The organism is Flavobacterium sp. (assembly GCF_031411595.1).
Lineage (GTDB): Bacteria > Bacteroidota > Bacteroidia > Flavobacteriales > Flavobacteriaceae > Flavobacterium.
This window is the reverse complement of record NZ_JANOBI010000059.1, coordinates 1-21,500: the sequence shown is the minus strand read 5'-3', so window position 1 is coordinate 21,500 and position 21,500 is coordinate 1. Positions and strand designations below refer to the sequence as shown.

The window sequence follows — 21,500 nt, the reverse complement described above, 5'->3', positions numbered from 1 at the left end:
AAAATTTATCGCCATCGTCTACACCGGTAGGAAAACTGATTTATTATAAACGAGTAGCCGGTGTATCGATCAATAATTCGATATTCACTTGCAATTACGATGGAACCGGCGAAGCGCTTGTCAATATTACACTGCCGGCAGGTGTTTACCTTGGTTTCAACATCGAAGATTTGAATTTGCGGATCTCGCCCGATGGTCAAAAAGTATTTTTTATCGGTGTTGATTCAGCAACACAATTCAGAACACTTTACTCCTGCGATGTTACTGGAGCAAATGTTACACCGGTTATCGTATTAAATGAAGATGGTAATATTACTCTCGGAGGAGCTTATTAAAGTATGGGAATACAATAGTTGAGTGCCAGTTATCATGTAATGCCACGGCACCAAATTATCGATTCATCAGCTCCATCAATTCCAAAGCTTTCCGGATTGATTTCACATGATCGAAAGTCAATAACAGTCGCAATCCGTTCGGGGTTTGTTTTTCTTTCATCACACACAACTGCGATTGCTTCTGTACAAACTGCAACACTTTATGAAATTGTGCCGAAGCATAATAATAACTCTGCTGATCCGACACAAAATAACCAATCATTTTGCCTTGCTTCATCACAAGTTTTTCAATCCCAACTTTAGAAGCAATCCATTTGATTTTAATGCTGTTCAATAACGAAATGGCAGGTTTTGGCAACGGCCCGAAACGGTCAATGAGTTTGGTTTCGTAGGCTTGCAGTTCGTCTTCATTTTTTATTAAACTCAATTCGTTATACAAATTCAAACGCTCCGAAATGTTGTTGATGTATTCATCAGGAAACAACAATTCAAAATCAGTATCAATCTGCAAATCCTTCACGTATTCTTTTTCGGGCTGATCTTCCGATTCGTATAAATCTTTAAACTCGTTTTCCTTCAATTCCTCAATGGCTTCGTTCATGATTTTTTGGTAAGTTTCAAAACCAATCTCATTGATAAAACCACTTTGCTCGCCACCCAATAAATCACCGGCACCACGAATCTCCAAATCCTTCATCGCAATGTTGAAACCGCTTCCGAGTTCACTGTATTGCTCCAAAGCTTGAATTCGTTTGCGAGCATCATCGGTCATCATCGAATACGGCGGGCAAATAAAATAGCAAAATGCTTTCTTATTGCTTCGCCCAACTCGACCGCGCATTTGGTGCAAATCCGACAGTCCAAAATTGTTTGCATTGTTGATGAAAATGGTATTGGCATTCGGCACATCTAGTCCGCTTTCAATAATCGTGGTCGAAACCAAAACGTCGAATTCGCCATTCATAAAAGCGAGCATGAGTTCTTCGAGTTTGCTGCCTTCCATTTGTCCGTGGCCGATTCCGACGCGCGCATCTGGCACCAATCGTTGAATCATTCCGGCAACTTCCTTAATGTTTTCAATACGATTATTAATGAAAAACACTTGACCATTGCGTTGAATTTCATACGAAATCGCATCGCGAATCAATTCTTCGCTAAACGCAACGACATTGCTTTCTATCGGATAACGGTTCGGCGGCGGTGTGGTGATCACCGATAAATCGCGTGCTGCCATCAACGAAAATTGTAAGGTTCTCGGAATGGGCGTTGCCGTTAATGTCAATGTATCCACATTCGCAGCAATCGTTTTGAGTTTGTCTTTGACATTCACACCGAATTTCTGTTCTTCATCCACAATCAATAATCCCAAATCTTTGAAGACTACATTTTTATTGACCAATTGGTGCGTTCCAATCACAATATCAAGTTTGCCATCGGCCAAATCTTTGAGTGTTTCAGTTTTTTGCTTGGCGGTTCTAAAACGGTTGAGATAACCAATCGTGACTGGCATATCTTTCAAACGTTCCGTAAAAGTTCGGTAATGTTGGTACGCCAAAATGGTCGTTGGCACCAAAATCGCAACTTGTTTGCTGTTGTCTACGGCTTTAAAAGCGGCACGAATAGCAACTTCTGTTTTTCCGAAACCAACATCGCCACAAACGAGACGATCCATTGGGCGATCGCTTTCCATGTCGGCTTTGACTTCTTGCGTCGATTTGGTTTGATCGGGCGTGTCTTCATAGATAAAAGAACTTTCGAGTTCCGCTTGAAGATAACTGTCAGGTGCAAAACGGAATCCTTTTTCGAGACGGCGTTTCGCATACAACTGAATCAAATTGAACGCAATGTGTTTGACACGCGCTTTGGTTTTTTGCTTCAAAGCTTTCCACGCACCGGAACCCAATTTGTAGATTTTCGGCGGCGCGCCATCTTTGCCGTTGTATTTCGAAATTTTGTGCAACGAATGAATGCTCACATACACAATATCGTTGTCGGCATAAACGAGTTTAATCGCTTCTTGGGTTTTGCCTTCCACTTGAATTTTCTGCAAACCACCAAATTTTCCAATGCCATGATCGATGTGCGTCACATAATCGCCAACCGCCAAAGTGTTGAGTTCTTTGAGTGTAATGGTTTGTTTTTTTGAATAACCGTTCTTGATGTTGAACTTGTGATAACGTTCAAAAATCTGATGGTCGGTATAACAAGCCACTTGATTTTCTTCATCGATAAAACCTTGATACAACGGAAAAACAACGGTGTGATATTGCTTGCGAATGCTTTCGTGATTGGCTTCATCGAGCGATTCGAAAATGTCGTGAAAACGTTTTTCTTGCGCGGTACTTGAGCAGAAAAGATAATTTTTATAACCGTTGAAATGGTTGTCATTGAGATTGTTGAGCAACAAATCGAATTGTTTGTTGAACGACGGTTGTGGCTGTATGTGGAAATCGAAAGCTTTGGCAATTTTGAAAGTGGGTTTTGAACTCAATTCAACCACCGTAAAATCTAAAGCTTTCTTGAGAAATTCTTTTTGATGCAGGAATATTTTTTCTGGAGCAACATGTTGAATCGTTGCGTTCAAGTTCTTGAAAATATCTTCGGCTTTGTCGAACAGCTTTTCTAATTTCGAGGTAAGCAATTCGGTATTTTGAATGAATACAATCGTATTTTGATGCATGTATTCAAGGAAACTTTCGCGATTTTCCTGAAAGAATTTATTCTCGACATTCGGAATGATGGCTATCTTTTTTTGCTTTTCAATCGAGAGTTGTGTTTCTACATCGAAGCTTCGAATGCTATCGACTTCATTGCCAAAAAACTCAATGCGATACGGATTGTCATTCGAAAAAGAAAACACATCGATGATACCGCCACGAACAGAAAACTCGCCGGGTTCGGTAATAAAATCAACGCGCTTGAATTCGTATTCAAACAACACTTCATTGATAAATTCAATCGAGATTTGATCGCCAACCGACACTTTCAAAGTGTTTTTATCGAGTTCTTTTTTGGTGACTACTTTTTCGAAAAGCGCTTCGGGATACGTTACAATAACAGCAGGCTTTTTACGCGAATTGATGCGGTTTAATACTTCCGCCCGCAACAATACATTGGCATTGTCAGTATCTTCAATTTGATACGGACGACGGTACGAACCCGGATAAAACAACACATCTTCTTCGCCAATCATACGCTCTAAATCGTTGAGATAATACGCGGCTTCTTCTTTGTCGTTTAAAATAATCAGAAAAGGATGCTCGGCATTTTTGAAAAGCGACTGTACAATAAAAGAAAACGAAGAACCAATCAGTCCGTTAAGGTGAATTTTTTGACCGTGTTGTTTTAAGCTATCGCCAATTTGTTTGACTTTAGCCGACGAATCATACAGTTGAATGAGATTGTTTTTACTCAAGGTTTTGGTAAAATGTTTAGGATTGTATTAGTTGTGAATGGCGCGAGTAGTATCTAACATGCGAATCATATCCGATTCACCTTCTTCTTTTGGAATTTGGTTTTTTCGAACAATTTCGTCCATTTGTTGGTAAAGCGATAACAGTTCGACATCCACTTCAGTGACCAACGCGATTACTTTTTGTTCCGGAATGGCGTCGAGGTTGATGAATAAATTAATCGAATTGATTTTCGTAATCAAAGCAGCAATTCTACTTTTTATTTGCGGTTTATTGAATGAAGCCGGAATATTGTTGTTTAATGCAAGCGCTTTGACAGAAAGATCTTTTGCCTTTTTTTGAAAAGCTCCAATCGAACTTTTTGGTGTTTGATTTAATTCGACGTTGAACTCTCGCAATTCCTTCCAATTTTGTATCATGGTTTGCGTAATCGGATTCAACGTTGGTGTTGAAAAACGCCACCCATTACTGATTTTAGAAAAGATAAGTTCTTTAGCTTTGGCATCTTTTTGCTGTTCTGCTAATTGTTTCTCATCATTTTTTTGACAGGAAAACACTAGTAAAATAATAAAAAAAGCGGAAAAGCATTTGTAGTTCATAGTATGAATATTGAGCGGTAAAGTTACAAAGGTATAATGAAAGTAGAAAGCAGATTGTGGTTTAACATCAAATTAGATTTTGCCACAAAAAAGCCAAGACACTAAATAATTGAAGTTTATTATTCTTTGCGCCTTTGCATCTTTGTGGCCATACTTTACCTTTCTTAGTTCTTTCAAATTCGTATCTTTATGCTCTCAAACAGCCACAACAATGAATACAAAAATCCTTATCATCGGCGCCTGCGGACAAATCGGAACCGAGTTAACCCACAAGTTAAGAACCATCTACGGTACTGAAAACGTAATCGCATCTGACATCCGAAAAATGAATACCGATGTTGTTAATTCCGGGCCATTTGAAGTAGTAAACGCCCTAGACTTCAATCAGATTGAGCATTTGGTTGAAGTACACCAAATTACCGATGTCTATTTAATGGCGGCATTGTTGTCGGCTACGGCAGAAAAAAACCCGGCATTCGCTTGGGATTTGAATATGAATTCGTTGTTTCATGTGTTGAATTTAGCGAAAGCCAAAAAGATTAAAAAGATTTTCTGGCCCTCGAGCATTGCGGTTTTTGGACCTACAACGCCAAAAGAAAATACACCACAGTATACCATCATGGAGCCGTCAACGGTATACGGTATCAGCAAACAAGCCGGTGAAAGATGGTGCGAGTATTACCATCATATTTTTGGGGTTGATGTTCGCAGTATTCGATATCCGGGGCTGATCAGTTGGAGTTCACCTCCGGGTGGTGGCACAACGGATTATGCGGTTGATATTTATTACAAAGCATTGAGTCAAGGAACGTATGAGTGTTTTCTTTCGTCTGAAACCAAAATGCCAATGATGTATATGGATGATGCAATACAAGCAACGATTGATATTATGAAAGCAGATGCGGATCAAATTAAAATTCGATCTTCTTATAATTTAGCAGCGATGAGTTTTACGCCTACAGAAATTGCTGCTGAAATTAAAAAAAGCATCCCTGATTTCGAAATTACTTACAAACCTGATTTTCGTCAACAAATAGCCGACAGTTGGCCGGCAAGCATTGATGATAGCAGCGCACGAAAAGATTGGGGTTGGAAACACAAATTCGATTTAACTTCGATGACGCAAGACATGCTACTGCATCTGAGCAAACAATAAAAAAACCGCCTCATCCTTTTTCATAAGATAAGACGGCTTAAAACCTAACCTAAATTTTTCTGAAGTTTTTGTTATGGTGCTTGAACAATTGTTGATCTTAAAGATTCTAAAACCGCAACGATATCAGTATACAATTCTGTATTAGAAGCCACGCCATTTTGATTGGCAGCCGCGCCGACATAACCTTCAAATTTCGTATAATCTGCTGCGGTTGCTTTCACTCCCATTCTGTTATTAGTAGCCGGATTGTGTGCCGCCGCCATACTCAAACCTGAATAGGTATTCACAGCATTGGTCCCGCCTGTATTGAAAGAGAAGAAATCAGTAAGATTGTCTGATAATTCAGCAATATTAGTTGATTGGGTTGTGCCTGTTTCAGCTAATAAAGGAGCAAAATGAGCGTTTAAATTTCCCGGAGCACCCGCGGTAATGTCTGCAACGATAAGCTGAATAGTAGTGTTTACAACTTTACGGTAACTCAAACGGCCGGCTTCGATTTTTACAGCAGGATCAGTGCTATCTGGATCATCAACCAATGCGGTTCCGCCTAATCGCTCGTAGATTGATGGTTTTGCTGCAACTGTGTTGTCATCATCTTTGCTACAAGATGTAAATGCACCCGCTCCAATCAATAGAGCGAAAAATGCGAATTTTGAAAAATTTGTCATAATAGTAATATTTATAGATTAATTAAAAATTTGTTGTACGGTTTTAGAGAATTTATAATAAACGCCATCGTGGTTCATCACAGGACAAACTGATTTTGAAGCCAAGTTTTTAGGAACCAAAAAACGTTGGGCTTTATAGTTGCCTTTCGCCATCAATTGGTCGAATACCTTTTTAGAATCGGCTACTCTGTTGTCGTGAAAGTATACGACGACATTTCGTTTAACGAGCACATCGCTTTTAACACCGGGAATTGATACCATGTTTTTCTTGATTTCAACTGCGCCGATCGAATCAAAAGGTTTGTCGAAATCGATGCGACTTATTTGAATGGTGGCATTGTCTATTGGTTTAGCCGTAGCAATATGAGCGACTAAAACAACAAACAGCAACAGCACCGTGCCTAAGACACTGACGACTGCTATTCTTACTTTTTTGTTGATTTCCATTTGTGTTGATTTATTGGTTAAACTTTTTGTGTTAAGGGCATGTACGGCATAAAATCAAATTTGGTTTTATATTAACAGAATAAAATCAATTTTTTTTGAAGATACACTTAAGTCAAACAAGCGGGAGGGTTTCAAAATTTGGTTGTTTTTTGTAAAGATATCTGATGTTACTTCTCAATTCTTACAAGATTTTGGTGAAAAATTACAGAGTTTACGGGGCATTTTCAAAAACTAATATGTCAATACATGATGAAGCAGCGCAATCAGTAAAACACAAAAAAGGGATAAAAAAATGCCGCTATCATTAGCGGCATTTGCATATCTGTATGTTATTAATCTAGGCCAATGGGCAACTAAAAGTATCGGTTTACTTATCTTTTTTTAGTTTTTGAATGAAGGTGTCTTCAATCGAAGATTTGATTTTGATGACTTCATTAGTATTGTCATTCGGAACGGTCATCGATAAAACATAATGTTGAATTTTCCAGTCATTTCCGACTTTCACCATCACGCCCGAACCGCGGCAGACTTTCATCCAAGTGTCTAATAATTCATCAAACCAAGCTGTCTTTTGATCTTTACTTATATAAACATGGCGCTCTATCGGTTTGAAATCCCAAGCTTTTCCTTTGTCGAAAAAGGGTTTGGCAAAGGCTTCAAATTCTTTTTTATTCCAGTTTTCTGTGGCATCAGTTCCTATGAAAATGGCATCGTCAGTTAGAGCGCCAAAGTAATTTTTGGCATTGGCTTCGGCTGCCGATTTGTGCCAATCATCGAGTACAGTATTGATTTTTTGCCGCTCTTCGTTTTCATTAATGTTGTTGGACATGAATGAGGAAAACAGCAATAAGCTTAAAACGAGTAGCATTATTTTTTTCATAATAATAAAAATTAAAAGTTGAAATGAATGGGAAAGCTTCGAAGTAAAAGTACTTAAATTATAGAAAAATTTTTCAAAATTCTGATAACTTCATGTTGCTTGTTTGTGTATTTTTATATCGCTTAAAGAAACGGCAGTTTATGAAAAATAGTGTGCGATTTACAATAATGCTTTTTGGATTTTCAATTTTTTTCATTTCCTGTAAAAAGAAAGAAGCTCAGCCAACAAACGAAAATCTTGAAGCTTCGACTGAGACAGGTAAAACCACTTTCGACAGTATTGCTGTTACTTCTTTTTTCGAAAAGTATCCCAAACTAAAAACATACGAACCACAAGTCAGAGCATTGTATCGAAAACACCAATGGCATTACATCTGGTATGATGACAAAGGGGTTACGGAATTGGCGGATTTGCTTTACAGTAAACTCAGCACCATTGAAGACGAAGGTGTCAAAACTAAGATTCCATACAAGAAAAGTTTAGAAGTTGTTTTTCAAAATGATGCAGCATCAAAGGCGAATGCCGGTAAAGAATGCCTTATTTCTGCTTTGTATTTTTTTTATGCGGATAAAGTTTTCCATGGTTTGGACGCTAAAACCACCGCAGAATTGGGTTGGTATTTGCCTCGAAAGAAACAATCTTACGTAAATTATTTAGATTCTTTGATTGCCAAACCATCATTAATGAATGATGAAAAAGAAGTTTTGGGGCAGTATTATCGTTTGAAATCGATCTTAAAACTTTATCGAGAAGCCGAGAAAAAAACCGTTTGGGACAGCATTGCTTACGACCCAAATATGGATCCGATTGTAGTTGGGGATTCTACAGAAATGGTATCCAAAATCAGAACTCGTCTGTTTGCCTTAGGGAATTTAAAAACCGATTCGAAGAGTAATGTTTATGACAAATCGATGGCGGAGCAAGTTATACTTTATAAAACCAGTATGGGTTTGACGCCGACTTCAAGAATTTCAGGGAAGATGATTACCGAGATGAACGTTAGTTTAGACAGCAGAATTAAAACCATCATGATTAATATGGAGCGTTGCCGCTGGATTCCAACCGATATTACAAAAGCAAAAGAATATATAGTGATTAATATTCCGTCGTATAAATTAACTTATTTCAAAGACGGAAAACCCGCTTTACGATCGAACGTTGTGGTTGGAAAAGTGATGCATCAAACAGTCGTTTTTAGCGGCATGATGAAGTTTATAGTGTTCAGTCCGTATTGGAACGTGCCCAAAAGCATTATCGAAAAAGAAATCAAACCCGAGATAGAAAAGAACAAAAACTACCTCGAGCAACACGATATGGAGTGGAATAAAGGGCAAATCAGACAAAAACCAGGGCCTAAAAACTCATTGGGATTGGTGAAGTTTTTATTTCCGAATTCGAACAATATTTATCTGCATGATTCGCCTGCCAAAAGTTTGTTCGACCGCTCTAGTCGTGCGTTTAGTCATGGTTGCATTCGTGTCGCAAAACCAGCCGAGTTGGCCAAAGCAATATTAGAAGATGATAAAAATTGGACACCTGAAAAAGTGGATGAAGCGATGCATTCTGGGGAAGAATCTTGGTATACATTGCGGCACAAAATCCCGGTTTATATTGGTTACTTCACGGCTTGGGTTGATGATGAAAATCTCATCCATTTTTATGAAGATGTATACAAAAGAGATGGTCGTTTGGGCGAGTTAATTTTTAAAGAATAAACATTTTTTGAAATCCAATTTATAATTACATTTGAAGCATTAACAAAGAATATTAAATATAAACCTTAAAATTTACCTTATGAAAGTACTTAAAATCGTTTTATTCGCATGTTGTATGGTGGCTCTAACTCCTTCTGCACAAGCTCAGAAATTTGGTGTTCGCGCCGGATTGAATATTGCTACAGTAACCGGAGATGGTTTCGGAGACACAAAACCATTGACCGGATTTTATGCGGGTGTTTTCAAAGAAATTACCTTGGTGCCCGAGTTGTTATTTTTACAACCTGAATTACAATATTCGATGCAAGGTTTCAAATCTGAAGACACAAATTATTCCATTAGTTATATTAACATACCAGTTCTTGCTAAGGTTTATATAGTGAAAACTTTTAGCTTAGAAGCAGGACCGCAGGTTGGCTTCAAAATTAGCGACAATTTTCCAGGCAATACGGGTGACGACCTCAAAACGCTAGATACGGCAATTGTTGGTGGACTTGGCTTCAATTTTCCGATGGGTCTTTCATTAAATGCTCGCTATGCCATGGGCGTTTCAGAAATTTATAAAGATTCTGATGCTAAGAATCAGGTGATTCAATTGGGTGCTGCATTTAAGTTTTAGGACTTTCAACATAATAATATAACTTATAATAAAAACTATTTCCAAGTCAATCTCGGAGATAGTTTTTTTATTTACACTACCTTGCTTCATTGTCAGTCAAATCAGGCAATTCCGATTCTTATGGAAATTGCTTTTGAAGCTTTGATTGCTTCTTATCTTGAGAATACCATAGGTATTTCTGATCATTTTATTACGGATGTATTGGCGCAACATTTACAAGACAACATGCTTCAATTGGTTCATGATAAAAAGTTGGTAGCTGCCGGAACAGGCAATGATCAAAAGTTAGCACACAATACGGATGTGCGTAGAGACGCCATTTATTGGCTCGACAAAAGCCACAACAATATATACGAAACCGAATTTCTGGAGCAAATGGAAGCTTTTATTGCTTACCTCAACCGCAGTTGTTATGCCGGAATTACGGGTTATGAATTTCATTATTCGCTTTATGAATCAGGTGCTTTTTATGTAAAACATCTGGATCAATTTCAAGATAATATCAGCAGAACTTATTCGATGGTTAGTTATTTAAATGCCGATTGGAAGGTGACAGATGGCGGCGAATTGCTTGCTCATCTAATCAAAAAAGATCAAAGCATTGCACCCACACAAGGTAAAACAGTATTTTTCAAAAGCAACGAATTAGAGCATGAAGTGTTGGTTACTAATGTAAGAAGAATGAGCATTGCCGGTTGGCTCAAACGAGATTAACTACAAAAAACAATGTTGTATTTGATATATCAATAACGCTGCATTAACTCGATCTATAGGATGTGATGTATTGGGCATCACCAACAATTGCGCGTTCGGCAATAATCGATATGCCGCTGCAGTTTCTTCAATGCTGACCATGATATCTTTATCGCCAACTGCTACTAAAGTTGGTGTTGTGATTTCAATAAAATCAGTGTTTTTAAATGTAGGATTCATTCCTAAATCTAACATCATGGCCGCTGTTTTTTGCACCAACATTTCCCAATTGTCGCCATGAAGTGCGGCTAATGAATCGGCGTATTTCGGCACTTTTTCTTTAATTGTCGATGGATTAAGCATTTTCGATTCATGCGTGGCGTTTTCTAAAGTCCAATCCCACTTGGTGGCTAAAGTGAATAATTTTGCTACTTTTTCGGGAAAGTGCTTTGCCAAATACAAACCAACATAGCCGCCCATGCTGTAGCCGAATATATTGGTGTTTTGAATGTGATGCTGCTCCATAAAAGCCAGCACTTCATCAGCAAATTTGGAAATCGAAAAACCGTCATTAGGTATTTCAGAACCGCCGTGTCCTTTAAAATTAAAACTGTACACTTCAAAATTTTGCGACAATTCAATCTTTAAAGTATTGAAATGATCTTGACTTCCCAATGCTCCGTGAAGCAATAATAATTTTTGCATGATGCCTGTTTTAGGATTCACGAATATAAAAAAACCACTCGGATTAGGAGTGGTCTTTTATGGAATCAAAACAATATTAATTCATTTTCAAAATTTTAAAATTCGCTTCTTTGTTATTGAATTTCAATTTAAAGAAATACGTTCCGTTGGCGAAAGGTGTCATATCTACTTTAGCATCAAACGCATTGGTTTTCTTTTGATATAAAAGGCGTCCTTCTATATTATAGATCAACACTTCTGACAAAATGGTTTTCGAAGTAATCGTCACATTGCCGTTGGTTGGATTTGGAGAATATGTAAAATCAATATTCGATTCAAAAGCAGCATTTCCTAAGGAAGCTTCACAAGCTACATCGGCTACATAACCAGCCGTAGTAACGCCGCCATCGGAATAAAATTTAACGGTCAACGATCCGTCATTAGCAGTGGAAACAAATGGGCCGGGAATTGCATTTCCGGTAAAACCACCACTGCTTAAATCCGGCGCACTGGTCGAATTTCCGTCATACACATACAAATAATCGTAATCCAATTCTAAATCAAAAGCAGAGAAAGTCAACCTTATTTTTTTGTTTGGTAAGTTCGGTATGATGGTTCTAATATAAGTTTCAGAATCGGTATAATCGCCAGAAACTCCTCCGGTATCTGTAATTTGCACACCATTACAATAACTAGTACTGGTTACTAAAATCGTTTGTTCGTTAGGTGCAACCAAACCGAAATTACAATTAGGACGTACTCTTACAATATAGTAAGTGTCAGGAGATAATCCGTTGGCGGTGTATGAGTTTGTGGTTACCGCTACCCATGTGTCGGTTGAACTTGAAAAAGGAGTAACCGCGATTTGCCAAGCAGTGGCACCACCTAAGTCTGCCCAGGTAATGGTAGCTGAAGTATTCGTCGTTGTTGATACAGTTATATTCGCTACAGTATTGATGCAGGTATTAATACAATCTGAACTCAAACAAGTGCCTCCGTTGACCTTAGCCAAAATTCTAGCTGCCGGTTGAGGTCCGAAACCATTGGCTAAATTAATGCCTACACCACTCACCAAATGGCAATAACTCATAATGGTTCCTTTTACAGATGAATCCGGAATCGGGCCTTCATCACAAGTACCTTCAAAATATCCGGCCGATTGACCGCAACCATCAATAGCTGTTTCATCACCATTCCAATGACAACCATGCGTGTGTGGCGAACCTAACAAATGCCCGAATTCGTGTGTTATTACCATAATCGTCCATGAAAATGTTGGGACGGTACTGTAGCTAAAATTGACATCAGAGTAACTGAAATTATCTTGCGAACAAATCCCGTTGATGCCGACCGCTACACCACCTAAACCACCTTCGTCAATTCCTAAAAGTTGTCCTACATCGCCATCAAAAACAGGTCGAAGGTCATTAAATTTATATAAGTAATCAGCAGAAGATGCACTTCCATCAAAAGCGATTGAATAAGGATCTTCTGTTGTCCAGATGTATAATGATTTCAATGAAACCGTAATGCCGTCATTATTGTATAGCGTTTGTACATTATTGAAAACAGAAGTCATCCAATTCGTCGTCGTTGTCGTATTGCTGTCGTTGGCTTGGTATAAATCGTTGTCAATTTCAAAATACATTGTCACACACCTTGCACTCGATGGCGCAGCAGTGTTTCTAGAATTATCGGCTCTAGTTTCCGGAGTTGATTTTGTGCCGCAAGTGAAATTGTTTTTGGCTTTTAAATCACTATCTGAATACACAATATAATCTGATGTATTATTTACTTTGTCAAGTTTGGCAACGACAAGATTGTTCAATGACTTGCTCGAAAGCATAGCGTTGAATTCGCCTTTAAAAAAATTAAAAGAAACTACAGAATTCACATCATCTTTTACGATGCCCCGATAATACAATCCTTTGTCATAGGCAATCGATTTGGATTTATCAGTATCGATATGAAATCCTTCAGCAAACAAATTAACCTTATACAATTGCGTTGTGATGTTGTTGCCTAGGTAAGGAATTTCAACTTCAATATACTCTTCTTTGTTCGACATTAAAGCGGTAATGGCTTGAAGATTGATTTTACCATAAGTCGCTTGAGAAACGGCTTTTCGGGTATCATTATTCTGAATTCCATCGGTTGCCGTCAAAACGCTATACTTTTTGAAAGTTACATTTTGCGACAACAAATCATTCACTTTTTTAGCTACTGTTCTTTGTGCAAAAACACTGAAACTCAACAACAGTATGACAACGGTAATAATTTTTTTCATGGTGATTTTAATTTTGCAATTTTTTCCAAATATAGTTATTAAATCGACTTGAATTGTTAAACCAGTCGAATTAAAAATGATGAAAAGCATCCTCTAAATGCTCTATAATGAACTCGTTACCTGCTTTGTGAATGGCAATAATGTCGAAACGCACCGTAACATCGAGGTCATTGCTAATGACGTATTCATTTACGGCTTTGACGAGCAATTGGATTTTTTTAGGTTTCACGAAATCTTGCGGCAATCCGAAATCGGTAGATGATCTCGTTTTTACTTCCACAATGGCAAGCACATTTTCCTTTTGTACGATGATGTCGATTTCGGCTTTTTGAAACGTCCAGTTGGTTTCGAGAATTTCGTAATGGTTTTTTTGCAGGAATTCCACAGCAAGTTGTTCTCCGAGTTTACCTAGTTCGTTATGCTCAGCCATTTTTGTATTATAAGATTGTAAGATTTTAGGACTCTAAGATTTATTCGAATTTGACGATGGCTTCTTTATCGTTAACATCGATACTTACCGTTTTCCCTAATATCAAGGCGCGGTTGTCTTTGATATGACCTGCGGGGAAATTGTAAATGATGGGAAATTTATAGTCTTTCAAAACATCTTGAATAATTTCGAGCGCATCTTTTCCCCATGGAATTTCGTTGTCATTCATGCTGCTCATGCCGCCTACAATCACCGCTTTTACTCCGTCAAAATAGCCGTTACGTTTGAGATTCATCATCATTCTGTCGATGTGGTATAAGTATTCATCTAAATCTTCTATGAACAAGATTTTGTCTTTATAATCGACTTCGGATTTGGAACCCATGATGCTATACAATACCGATAAATTGCCGCCAACCAATTCGCCTTTAGCCGTTCCTTTTTTGTTGAATGGATGGCTTGGAATACGGTATTCGAGTTTTTCTCCAAACAAGGCTTTGCGTAAAGATTCGATGACTAGTGGCTGCGCTGTTCCGGCATTCATGGCCATGAAAGAATGAATGGTTTCAATATTCATACTGTTGATGTGGCTGTGTAAAACCGTAACGTCGCTAAAACCGGCAACCCATTTTGGTTTCTTTTTGAAATGAGTGAAGTCGATTCTGTCGATGATGCGAACGGTTCCGTATCCGCCTTTAGCTGCCCAAATCGCTTTGATGGTCGGATTGTCGATCATCTCCTGAAAATCAGTAGCACGAAGCCAATCCGGACCCGCAAGTTGGTTTTCTTCTTTTCCAATGGTTTTGCCGATGACAACATGCAAGCCCCAACTTTCGAGTAATTTGATGGCGGGTTGTAGTGATGTGATGTCGACTTTTCTGGCCGTAGCAAGGATGCCGATGGTGTCGCCTTTTTGTAAAAATTCGGGTGTAATCATTTTGCGTTGTGCTTGTGAGGTTTGAAATAGGAAAAGTCCAAAGAGTACGATGCGGAAAAGAAATGTTGGCTTTTTCATGTTGATAATGTTGAAACAAATATAAATAATGTTTGCCACAAAGACGCGAAGCTACCAAGTTTTTGAATGCCCTAGCCCCGATAGGAACGGTATCCTTTTGTGCCGGTGTTCGGCGCAAAAGATTTAGTGGATAGCGGGAATCGGCTCCTAATAAAAAGCATAAAACTCTCGAATGTATTGCTTATTTTTGCAACGAAAATTTCTCGCAAAGTCGTGAAGCCGCAAAGTTTTCATATGTAATTTCTTTGCATCTCTGCGTCTTTGCGAGAAAAACAAAATCTTTATATGTTACAAAATCCAAAACGATATACCATAACGGCGGCATTGCCTTATACGAACGGACCCATTCATATTGGACATTTGGCGGGCGTTTATGTGCCTTCGGACATTTATTCGCGTTACTTACGACTTCAAGGAAAAGACGTGGCGTTTGTTTGCGGAAGTGATGAACACGGCGTGGCGATTTCGATGAAAGCCAAAAAGGAAGGCATTACGCCGCAGGAAGTGATTGATAAATATGACGGGATTATCCGAAAATCATTTTTGGATTTTGGGATTTCGTTTGATAATTATTCGCGTACTTCTTCGAAGATTCATCATGAAACGGCTTCTGCATTTTTTAAGAAATTGTATGAAGACGGCAAATTTGTTGAAGAAGTAACCGAGCAATTGTATGATGCGAAAGCCGAGCAGTTTTTAGCCGATCGTTTTGTGACGGGAACTTGCCCGAAATGCGGAAATGAAGAAGCGTATGGCGATCAGTGCGAACGTTGCGGATCGACTTTGAACGCTACGGATTTGATCAATCCTAAATCGACAATAACGGGAGAAACGCCGGTTTTGAAATCGACCAAACATTGGTTTTTGCCTTTGGATCAATATTCAGATTTCTTGAGCGAATGGATTTTGGTTGGCCATAAAAACGACTGGAAACCGAATGTTTATGGACAAGTAAAATCCTGGATTGACGGCGGTTTAGAACCACGTGCCGTAACCCGTGATTTGGATTGGGGTATTGATGTGCCGGTTGCTGGAGCCGAAGGGAAAAAGTTGTATGTGTGGTTTGATGCTCCAATTGGTTATATATCTTCAACGAAAGAATGGGCCGCACGAGAAGGAAAAGATTGGGAACCGTATTGGAAAAGCGAGGATACTAAATTGGTGCATTTTATTGGAAAGGATAATATCGTTTTTCACTGTGTGATTTTCCCTGCGATGCTCAAAGCAGAAGGCAGTTATATTCTTCCCGAAAATGTGCCTGCAAATGAGTTTTTGAATTTGGAAGGCAATAAATTATCGACGTCTAAAAATTGGGCGGTTTGGCTGCACGAATATCTCGAAGATTTTCCGCAGCAGCAAGATGTGTTGCGTTATGCATTGACGGCGAATGCGCCTGAGACCAAGGATAATGATTTTACATGGAAGGATTTTCAAGCGAGAAACAACAATGAATTAGCGGCGATTTTTGGAAATTTCATCAATCGCGTCGTGGTTTTGACGCATAAGTATTATGATGGAATTGTACCACAACCGAATGAATTTTCGGAAGTTGATTTGCAAGTTTTTAATGAATTGAATGCGTATCCAGCGGTGATTTCAAGTTCTATTGAGCGTTATCGTTTTAGAGAAGCATTGGGCGAAATGATGAATGTCGCGCGTTTGGGGAATAAATATTTGGCCGATGAAGAACCGTGGAAAATGTTTAAAACCGATCCGGCCCGTGTGCAAACACAAATGTATGTAGCGCTTCAGATTGCTTCGGCATTGCGGGTTTTGTGTGAGCCTTTCTTGCCTTTTACTGCGGGAAAATTGGATGTGATTTTGAATCAAAAGCAACATGGGAAAAGCTGGAATGACATTTCTGAAAGCTCGGATTTGATTTCTGTTGGACACCAAATTGGACCCGCTGAAATTTTATTTTCTCAAATAGAAGACGAACAAATACAAAAACAAATCGATAAATTGGAAGCTACAAAAACGGCTAATGAAGCCGAAAACAAAACGATAACGCCACAAAAAGACTTGGTGCAATTTGAAGATTTTGCCAAAATGGACTTGCGTGTAGGGACGATTCTCGAAGCTGAAAAAATGCCGAAAGCGAATAAACTTTTGGTATTGAAAGTCGATACTGGCATTGATGTTCGAACGATTGTTTCCGGCATTGCCGAGAGTTTTGCTCCTGAAGAAATCATAGGAAAAAAAGTAACAGTGTTGGTTAATTTAGCACCGAGAAATTTGCGTGGTGTAGAAAGCCAAGGCATGATTTTGATGACTAATAATGCGGAAGGGAAATTGGTTTTTGTGAATCCGGATGCTGAGGTTGGGAATGGGGAAACTATTAATTAAAAACAACATCAAAGTGAAAAAAATAATATTTGTTATTTTCTATTTTGCTTCCTTTTCAATGTTTTCGCAAGAACTCGTTAAAAATGTAAATTTGAACATATCGAAAAAGGCTGATGTTTTTCAGATTGTTGAAGAAGAAAAAAAACAATTGTCTTTGTTCTTTTGCAACAAGAAAACGACTCGTTGCCTGCGTTTCGATGAGCATTTTACGATTGTTGATTCTATAGCTTCCGACCGTCCGTCATCTGCGTCCGATAATATAGTTGGTTATAGTTTGTCTGAAAATAATTATTACGCTTATTGGGCAGGTTCAAACAATAAAGAAATACTAGGACAATGCTTTGATTTTAACGCCAAAAAAGTCTCTGAAAAATCATTTCATTTAGAATTTGAAAAGGAGAAAGTGATAACGAGGATTACAATTGACAATGTTTTTTATGTTGTTTCGATTGTTAAGAATACCAGTGTTTTGAATTTTTATATGTTTAAAAATGGGATATTAGAGAAAAAAAGTATCGATTTATCGAACAAAAGATTTCTTGATTCTAAAAGTAAACCGGCACCTTTGTGGGATTTGGTTTCTGGGAGCACCTCGTTTGAAGGCCCTTTTTCGTTTCAGACCATTGCTTCAGACACCCCGCCTTCCTTGGCTTTAAGCGCCAATAAACGCAAATTGTATGTTTTTGGAAACAGTGTTGTTTTTTCTATGGATATCAATAAAAACTTCACGCAAACATTTACCGTCAATTTATTGGATTTTTCAGTAAATCAAAAAGTGTATTCTCAACCTTTTTTTGAAGGAAGAGTTCCGAATCCTGACGACAATTTAGATACTTATTACTTGGCAGAAAACACTAGTTCATTTATGTTGAAAGATGCTATTGTTCAAATAAAAGCGGTAGATAATGTTATAAAAATTTCTGCTAAAAATCTGAATGGGGATGAACTGAAATCATTCAAAATTAGCGCGGTCGATTATATAAATTTCAAAAATTCAGCAATTTATCAAGAAAACGGCAGTGTAAAAAGCCTAAAAACCGTAGAGAATTCGAGCCAGTTTGCCAAAAAAATGAGCGATTTAAATCCATCATTGTCAATATACCAATCTAATGGCAGACTATGCATGGTGGTTGGCGGCGTATCTTTGGTTCAGCAAAATGATGGGATTATGATTGGAGGCATGATTGGCGGGTTTACTGGAGCACTCATAGGTGCTGCTCTAACATCTAACTATTATTTAGACAATTTAAATTCCTATAAAAATAGAAATGTAGTGTATGCTAATTGTTTATTTGATAAAGATTTTAATCATCTAGACGGAGATGCCCAAAAAACTGCATTTGATGTATTGCGAGGTTTTGCAGAAAAAAATGAAGAACTTACCAGTGCAACTATTTTAAAATTGAATTCGAATTTATATTATGGCGGATACGACATTAAAAATAAAACCTATTCGTTTTATAAATTTAACGATTAATAAGCTGAACCCATACGGTCATTTACCAAATAAACTATGAATCTAAAAGTAATAGCCTTCGATGCCGATGACACTTTGTTTGTCAATGAGCCTTATTTCCAAGAAACGGAACAAAAATTCTGTGCTTTGATGAGTGATTATTTATCGCATCAAGGGTTGTCTCAGGAGTTGTTTAAAACCGAAATCGCCAATTTAGATTTGTATGGTTATGGCATTAAAGGTTATATTCTTTCGATGATTGAAGCGGCCATGCACATTTCGAACAATACGATTTCGATTGAAATTATAGAAAAGATTATTGAACTCGGGAAAGAACTGCTTCAAAAACCAATTGAATTATTGGATGGTGTTGAAGACACTTTGAAGGCGCTTCAAGGAAAATACAAACTTGTGGTTGCAACCAAAGGCGATTTGAAAGACCAACAAAGCAAATTGCACCGTTCAGGATTAGGCCCATATTTTCATCATATTGAAGTCATGGCTGACAAACAGGAAATCAATTATCAAAAATTATTGAAACGTTTGGAAATAGAACCTAAAGAATTTTTCATGATTGGGAACTCTTTAAAATCGGATGTCTTACCGGTTTTAGCCATTGGTGGTCACGCGGTTCACATTCCATTTCACACGACATGGGAGCATGAAAAGATCAGTCATAAAGTGGAGCATCCTAATTTTAAAACACTAGAAAAAATCACAGATGTTTTGAAACTTTTATAAGAATCGAAGCGACAAAACTTCAATTTTGTCGCTTGTTGAAAAGATTCTTTTTGTAATTTACGAGTTTAAGACACTCAGAATTTCTTGACCGAATTTGGCAGTTTTAACTTCTCCAAAGCCTTTTATCTTTTTTAATGCGGATATGGTTTTAGGTTTCTTAATGGCTATGTTCATCAATTCAGAATTATGGCTAATCATAAAATGTTTCAAGTTTAATTCCGTGGCTTTATTGTTTCTCCATGTTTTTAAGACTTCGTATAATTCTTTCTCGACTCCTGTTAATTGATTTTCAATAATAGGCGTTTGCGTTTCTTTTTTTGATTCATAAAAAATTAATACCGACCAATAATCCGTCGTTCCAGTGGTAACAAAATTAGATGACGTCAATTTTACATTTACACTATCCAGAAAGGCATTCATACTATTTTGATCTGGTTGTAAATGTTCTTTGTCTAGTCGAATGTTGCAGACTTTAATACTCATCCTATTGCGGTTTTTACAATAGTACCAATTCCGAAACGATTACTTCGGTAACATATTTTTTATCACCGTTTTTATCGTCATAGCTGCGATGTGTGAGTTTTCCTTGCACAGCAATTTCTTTCCCTTTAGTAACATATTTTTCTATGAGTTCGGCAGTTTTTCCCCAAGCGCTAATGCGATGCCATTGGGTTTCTTCTACTTTTTCTCCTTTGTCATTTTTGTAGACATCGTTCGTAGCGAGAGATAAACTGGCTAGTTTTTTTTCTCCTTCAAAAGTTTTGATTTCAGGTTCTTGACCTACATGTCCGATTAATTGTACTTGGTTTCGTAATGTACTCATGGCGTTTAAAAAATTAAATGTGATTAAAATAATACTTGTGAACAGGTTTGATTCTGACTTTGCAAAGTTGTGAGGATTTCCGAAAGATAGTCGGTAGTTAAACGTTTAATTTCGAATGTAACTATTTGCAACCGTTTGTAAATGCAAATTAATTATTATATTTGATTGGTTTTAAAAGTTTTATCGACGGAATTTATTTACCGTTTCAGAGACATTTTTAAGGACAGATTACAACAATACCTTTCGAATCCATACACCAATAATCAATATCAAAGCCATGAAAACCTGTTTAGAATGCGATGAAAAAATCGTCGGTCGTGAAGACAAAAAATTTTGTAGTGATGGTTGTAGAAACAGCTACAATAATAAAATGAATAAGGATAGTAATAATTTTATGCGCAACGTCAACAACAAATTGCGTAAAAATTATCGCGTTCTTTCCGAGCTCAACCCCAAAGGAAAGCGTAAAACCAGTCGAGGAAAATTACTGAGTAAAGGTTTTGAATTTGAATTTTTCACAAATTTACTTCAAACCAAAACCGGTAATACCTATTATTTTGTGTACAATCAAGGCTATTTACATTTAGATAACGATTCATTTATGCTGGTCAAAAAACAACAATAATCCCCACAAACTTAACCGAATGAAAAAAAACAACGCATCACTTTTAGCGACGCTGTTTCTAGTCGGAATGCTTGGTTTCATCTACTACATGACGATGCCGCAAAGGGTTTCTGATTCGACAGATTTGTCTGAGTTTTCTACACCCAAAGCCTTAGAACACATTCGAAATGTTGCTCAAAAACCACATTATATCGGTTCGCAAAATCATCAAGTGGTAGCCGATTACTTAATACAAGAATTAAAAAAACTAGGGTTGAATCCTCAAATTCAAGAAGGCACAACACTAACCGAATGGGGAAATCTCGTTAAATCAAAAAACATTATTGCCCGAATTGACGGAACAAACTCTTCTAAAGCACTTTTATTATTATCCCATTATGACAGCGCGCCGCATTCTTTTTCTTTTGGAGCAAGCGACGACGCTTCCGGAGTAGCTACAATTTTAGAAGGTATACGCGCTTTTTTGCATCATAAGGCTACCCATAAAAATGACATTATTATTTTATTTTCCGATGCAGAGGAGTTGGGTTTGAATGGCGCGGCGCTTTTTGTAACGCAACACCAATGG

The 21,500-nt window shown here is 37.7% G+C and carries 21 protein-coding genes; 10 read left to right on the top strand and 11 right to left on the bottom strand.

Annotated features, from left to right (window positions below; all coding sequences use genetic code 11):
* On the top strand, nt 1-335 hold a 335-nt coding region (locus RMO03_RS14090; RefSeq protein WP_309642747.1), incomplete at its 5' end, for a hypothetical protein.
* Nucleotides 336-390: 55 nt separating this feature from the next.
* On the opposite strand, the gene mfd is transcribed toward RMO03_RS14090, so the two are convergent.
* Both mfd and RMO03_RS14080 read right to left on the bottom strand, forming a co-directional pair.
* Complete coding sequence (gene mfd, locus RMO03_RS14085; protein WP_309642746.1) at nt 391-3,750, bottom strand: transcription-repair coupling factor; 3,360 nt, start codon at nt 3,748-3,750, stop codon at nt 391-393.
* Between the two features lie 27 nt (nt 3,751-3,777).
* Complete coding sequence (locus RMO03_RS14080) at nt 3,778-4,347, bottom strand: hypothetical protein (protein WP_309642745.1); 570 nt, start codon at nt 4,345-4,347, stop codon at nt 3,778-3,780.
* A gap of 211 nt (nt 4,348-4,558) precedes the next feature.
* On the opposite strand from RMO03_RS14080, the gene RMO03_RS14075 reads away from it, so the two are divergent.
* Nucleotides 4,559-5,503 carry an L-threonine 3-dehydrogenase gene (locus tag RMO03_RS14075; protein WP_309642744.1) on the top strand — a complete coding sequence of 315 codons (945 nt, stop codon included), beginning with the start codon at nt 4,559-4,561 and terminating at the stop codon, nt 5,501-5,503.
* Nucleotides 5,504-5,574: 71 nt separating this feature from the next.
* Here the strand turns inward: RMO03_RS14075 and RMO03_RS14070 are convergent, their stop codons facing one another.
* From RMO03_RS14070 to RMO03_RS14060, 3 genes are all read right to left on the bottom strand, one after another.
* Nucleotides 5,575-6,171, bottom strand: coding sequence for a hypothetical protein (locus RMO03_RS14070; protein WP_309642743.1), 597 nt, complete (start codon nt 6,169-6,171; stop codon nt 5,575-5,577).
* Nucleotides 6,172-6,189: 18 nt separating this feature from the next.
* Nucleotides 6,190-6,618, bottom strand: coding sequence for a hypothetical protein (locus RMO03_RS14065; RefSeq protein ID WP_309642742.1), 429 nt, complete (start codon nt 6,616-6,618; stop codon nt 6,190-6,192).
* Between the two features lie 367 nt (nt 6,619-6,985).
* Nucleotides 6,986-7,498: a nuclear transport factor 2 family protein gene (locus RMO03_RS14060; protein ID WP_309642741.1), complete on the bottom strand. Its 513-nt coding sequence runs from the start codon at nt 7,496-7,498 to the stop codon at nt 6,986-6,988.
* A gap of 140 nt (nt 7,499-7,638) precedes the next feature.
* Between RMO03_RS14060 and RMO03_RS14055 the strand changes: the two genes are divergently transcribed.
* From RMO03_RS14055 to RMO03_RS14045, 3 genes are all read left to right on the top strand, one after another.
* On the top strand, nt 7,639-9,213 hold the full coding sequence (locus RMO03_RS14055; RefSeq protein ID WP_309642740.1) for a L,D-transpeptidase family protein: 1,575 nt from the start codon (nt 7,639-7,641) through the stop codon (nt 9,211-9,213).
* Between the two features lie 79 nt (nt 9,214-9,292).
* On the top strand, nt 9,293-9,832 hold the full coding sequence (locus tag RMO03_RS14050; protein WP_309642739.1) for a porin family protein: 540 nt from the start codon (nt 9,293-9,295) through the stop codon (nt 9,830-9,832).
* A 120-nt stretch (nt 9,833-9,952) separates the two neighbouring features.
* Nucleotides 9,953-10,546: a 2OG-Fe(II) oxygenase gene (locus RMO03_RS14045; protein ID WP_309642738.1), complete on the top strand. Its 594-nt coding sequence runs from the start codon at nt 9,953-9,955 to the stop codon at nt 10,544-10,546.
* Here the strand turns inward: RMO03_RS14045 and RMO03_RS14040 are convergent, their stop codons facing one another.
* From RMO03_RS14040 to RMO03_RS14025, 4 genes are all read right to left on the bottom strand, one after another.
* Entirely contained in the window at nt 10,547-11,230 is a 684-nt protein-coding gene (locus RMO03_RS14040; protein WP_309642737.1) for an alpha/beta hydrolase, read from the bottom strand.
* A 76-nt stretch (nt 11,231-11,306) separates the two neighbouring features.
* Entirely contained in the window at nt 11,307-13,496 is a 2,190-nt protein-coding gene (locus RMO03_RS14035) for a M12 family metallo-peptidase (RefSeq protein ID WP_309642736.1), read from the bottom strand.
* 70 nt (nt 13,497-13,566) lie between these two features.
* Complete coding sequence (locus tag RMO03_RS14030) at nt 13,567-13,926, bottom strand: YraN family protein (RefSeq protein WP_309642735.1); 360 nt, start codon at nt 13,924-13,926, stop codon at nt 13,567-13,569.
* Nucleotides 13,927-13,966: 40 nt separating this feature from the next.
* Nucleotides 13,967-14,941 (bottom strand): LD-carboxypeptidase, encoded by a 975-nt coding sequence (locus RMO03_RS14025; RefSeq protein WP_309642734.1) that lies wholly within the window; start codon nt 14,939-14,941, stop codon nt 13,967-13,969.
* A 285-nt stretch (nt 14,942-15,226) separates the two neighbouring features.
* Here RMO03_RS14025 and metG point away from each other — a divergent pair, with 285 nt between their 5' ends.
* From metG to RMO03_RS14010, 3 genes are all read left to right on the top strand, one after another.
* Complete coding sequence (metG, locus tag RMO03_RS14020) at nt 15,227-17,287, top strand: methionine--tRNA ligase (protein WP_309642733.1); 2,061 nt, start codon at nt 15,227-15,229, stop codon at nt 17,285-17,287.
* A 91-nt stretch (nt 17,288-17,378) separates the two neighbouring features.
* Nucleotides 17,379-18,764, top strand: coding sequence for a hypothetical protein (locus RMO03_RS14015; protein WP_309642732.1), 1,386 nt, complete (start codon nt 17,379-17,381; stop codon nt 18,762-18,764).
* A 36-nt stretch (nt 18,765-18,800) separates the two neighbouring features.
* Nucleotides 18,801-19,484, top strand: coding sequence for an HAD family hydrolase (locus RMO03_RS14010; protein WP_309642731.1), 684 nt, complete (start codon nt 18,801-18,803; stop codon nt 19,482-19,484).
* 57 nt (nt 19,485-19,541) lie between these two features.
* Here RMO03_RS14010 and RMO03_RS14005 read toward each other — a convergent pair whose 3' ends face one another.
* Both RMO03_RS14005 and RMO03_RS14000 read right to left on the bottom strand, forming a co-directional pair.
* Entirely contained in the window at nt 19,542-19,967 is a 426-nt protein-coding gene (locus tag RMO03_RS14005; RefSeq protein WP_309642730.1) for an HRDC domain-containing protein, read from the bottom strand.
* Nucleotides 19,968-19,980: 13 nt separating this feature from the next.
* Nucleotides 19,981-20,307, bottom strand: a complete 327-nt coding sequence (locus tag RMO03_RS14000; protein WP_309642729.1) for a single-stranded DNA-binding protein — start codon at nt 20,305-20,307, stop codon at nt 19,981-19,983.
* Between the two features lie 277 nt (nt 20,308-20,584).
* Between RMO03_RS14000 and RMO03_RS13995 the strand changes: the two genes are divergently transcribed.
* Both RMO03_RS13995 and RMO03_RS13990 read left to right on the top strand, forming a co-directional pair.
* Entirely contained in the window at nt 20,585-20,932 is a 348-nt protein-coding gene (locus tag RMO03_RS13995; RefSeq protein ID WP_309642728.1) for a hypothetical protein, read from the top strand.
* 19 nt (nt 20,933-20,951) lie between these two features.
* Nucleotides 20,952-21,500 (top strand): M20/M25/M40 family metallo-hydrolase (locus RMO03_RS13990; protein ID WP_309642727.1); only part of this gene is annotated, 549 nt, incomplete at its 3' end.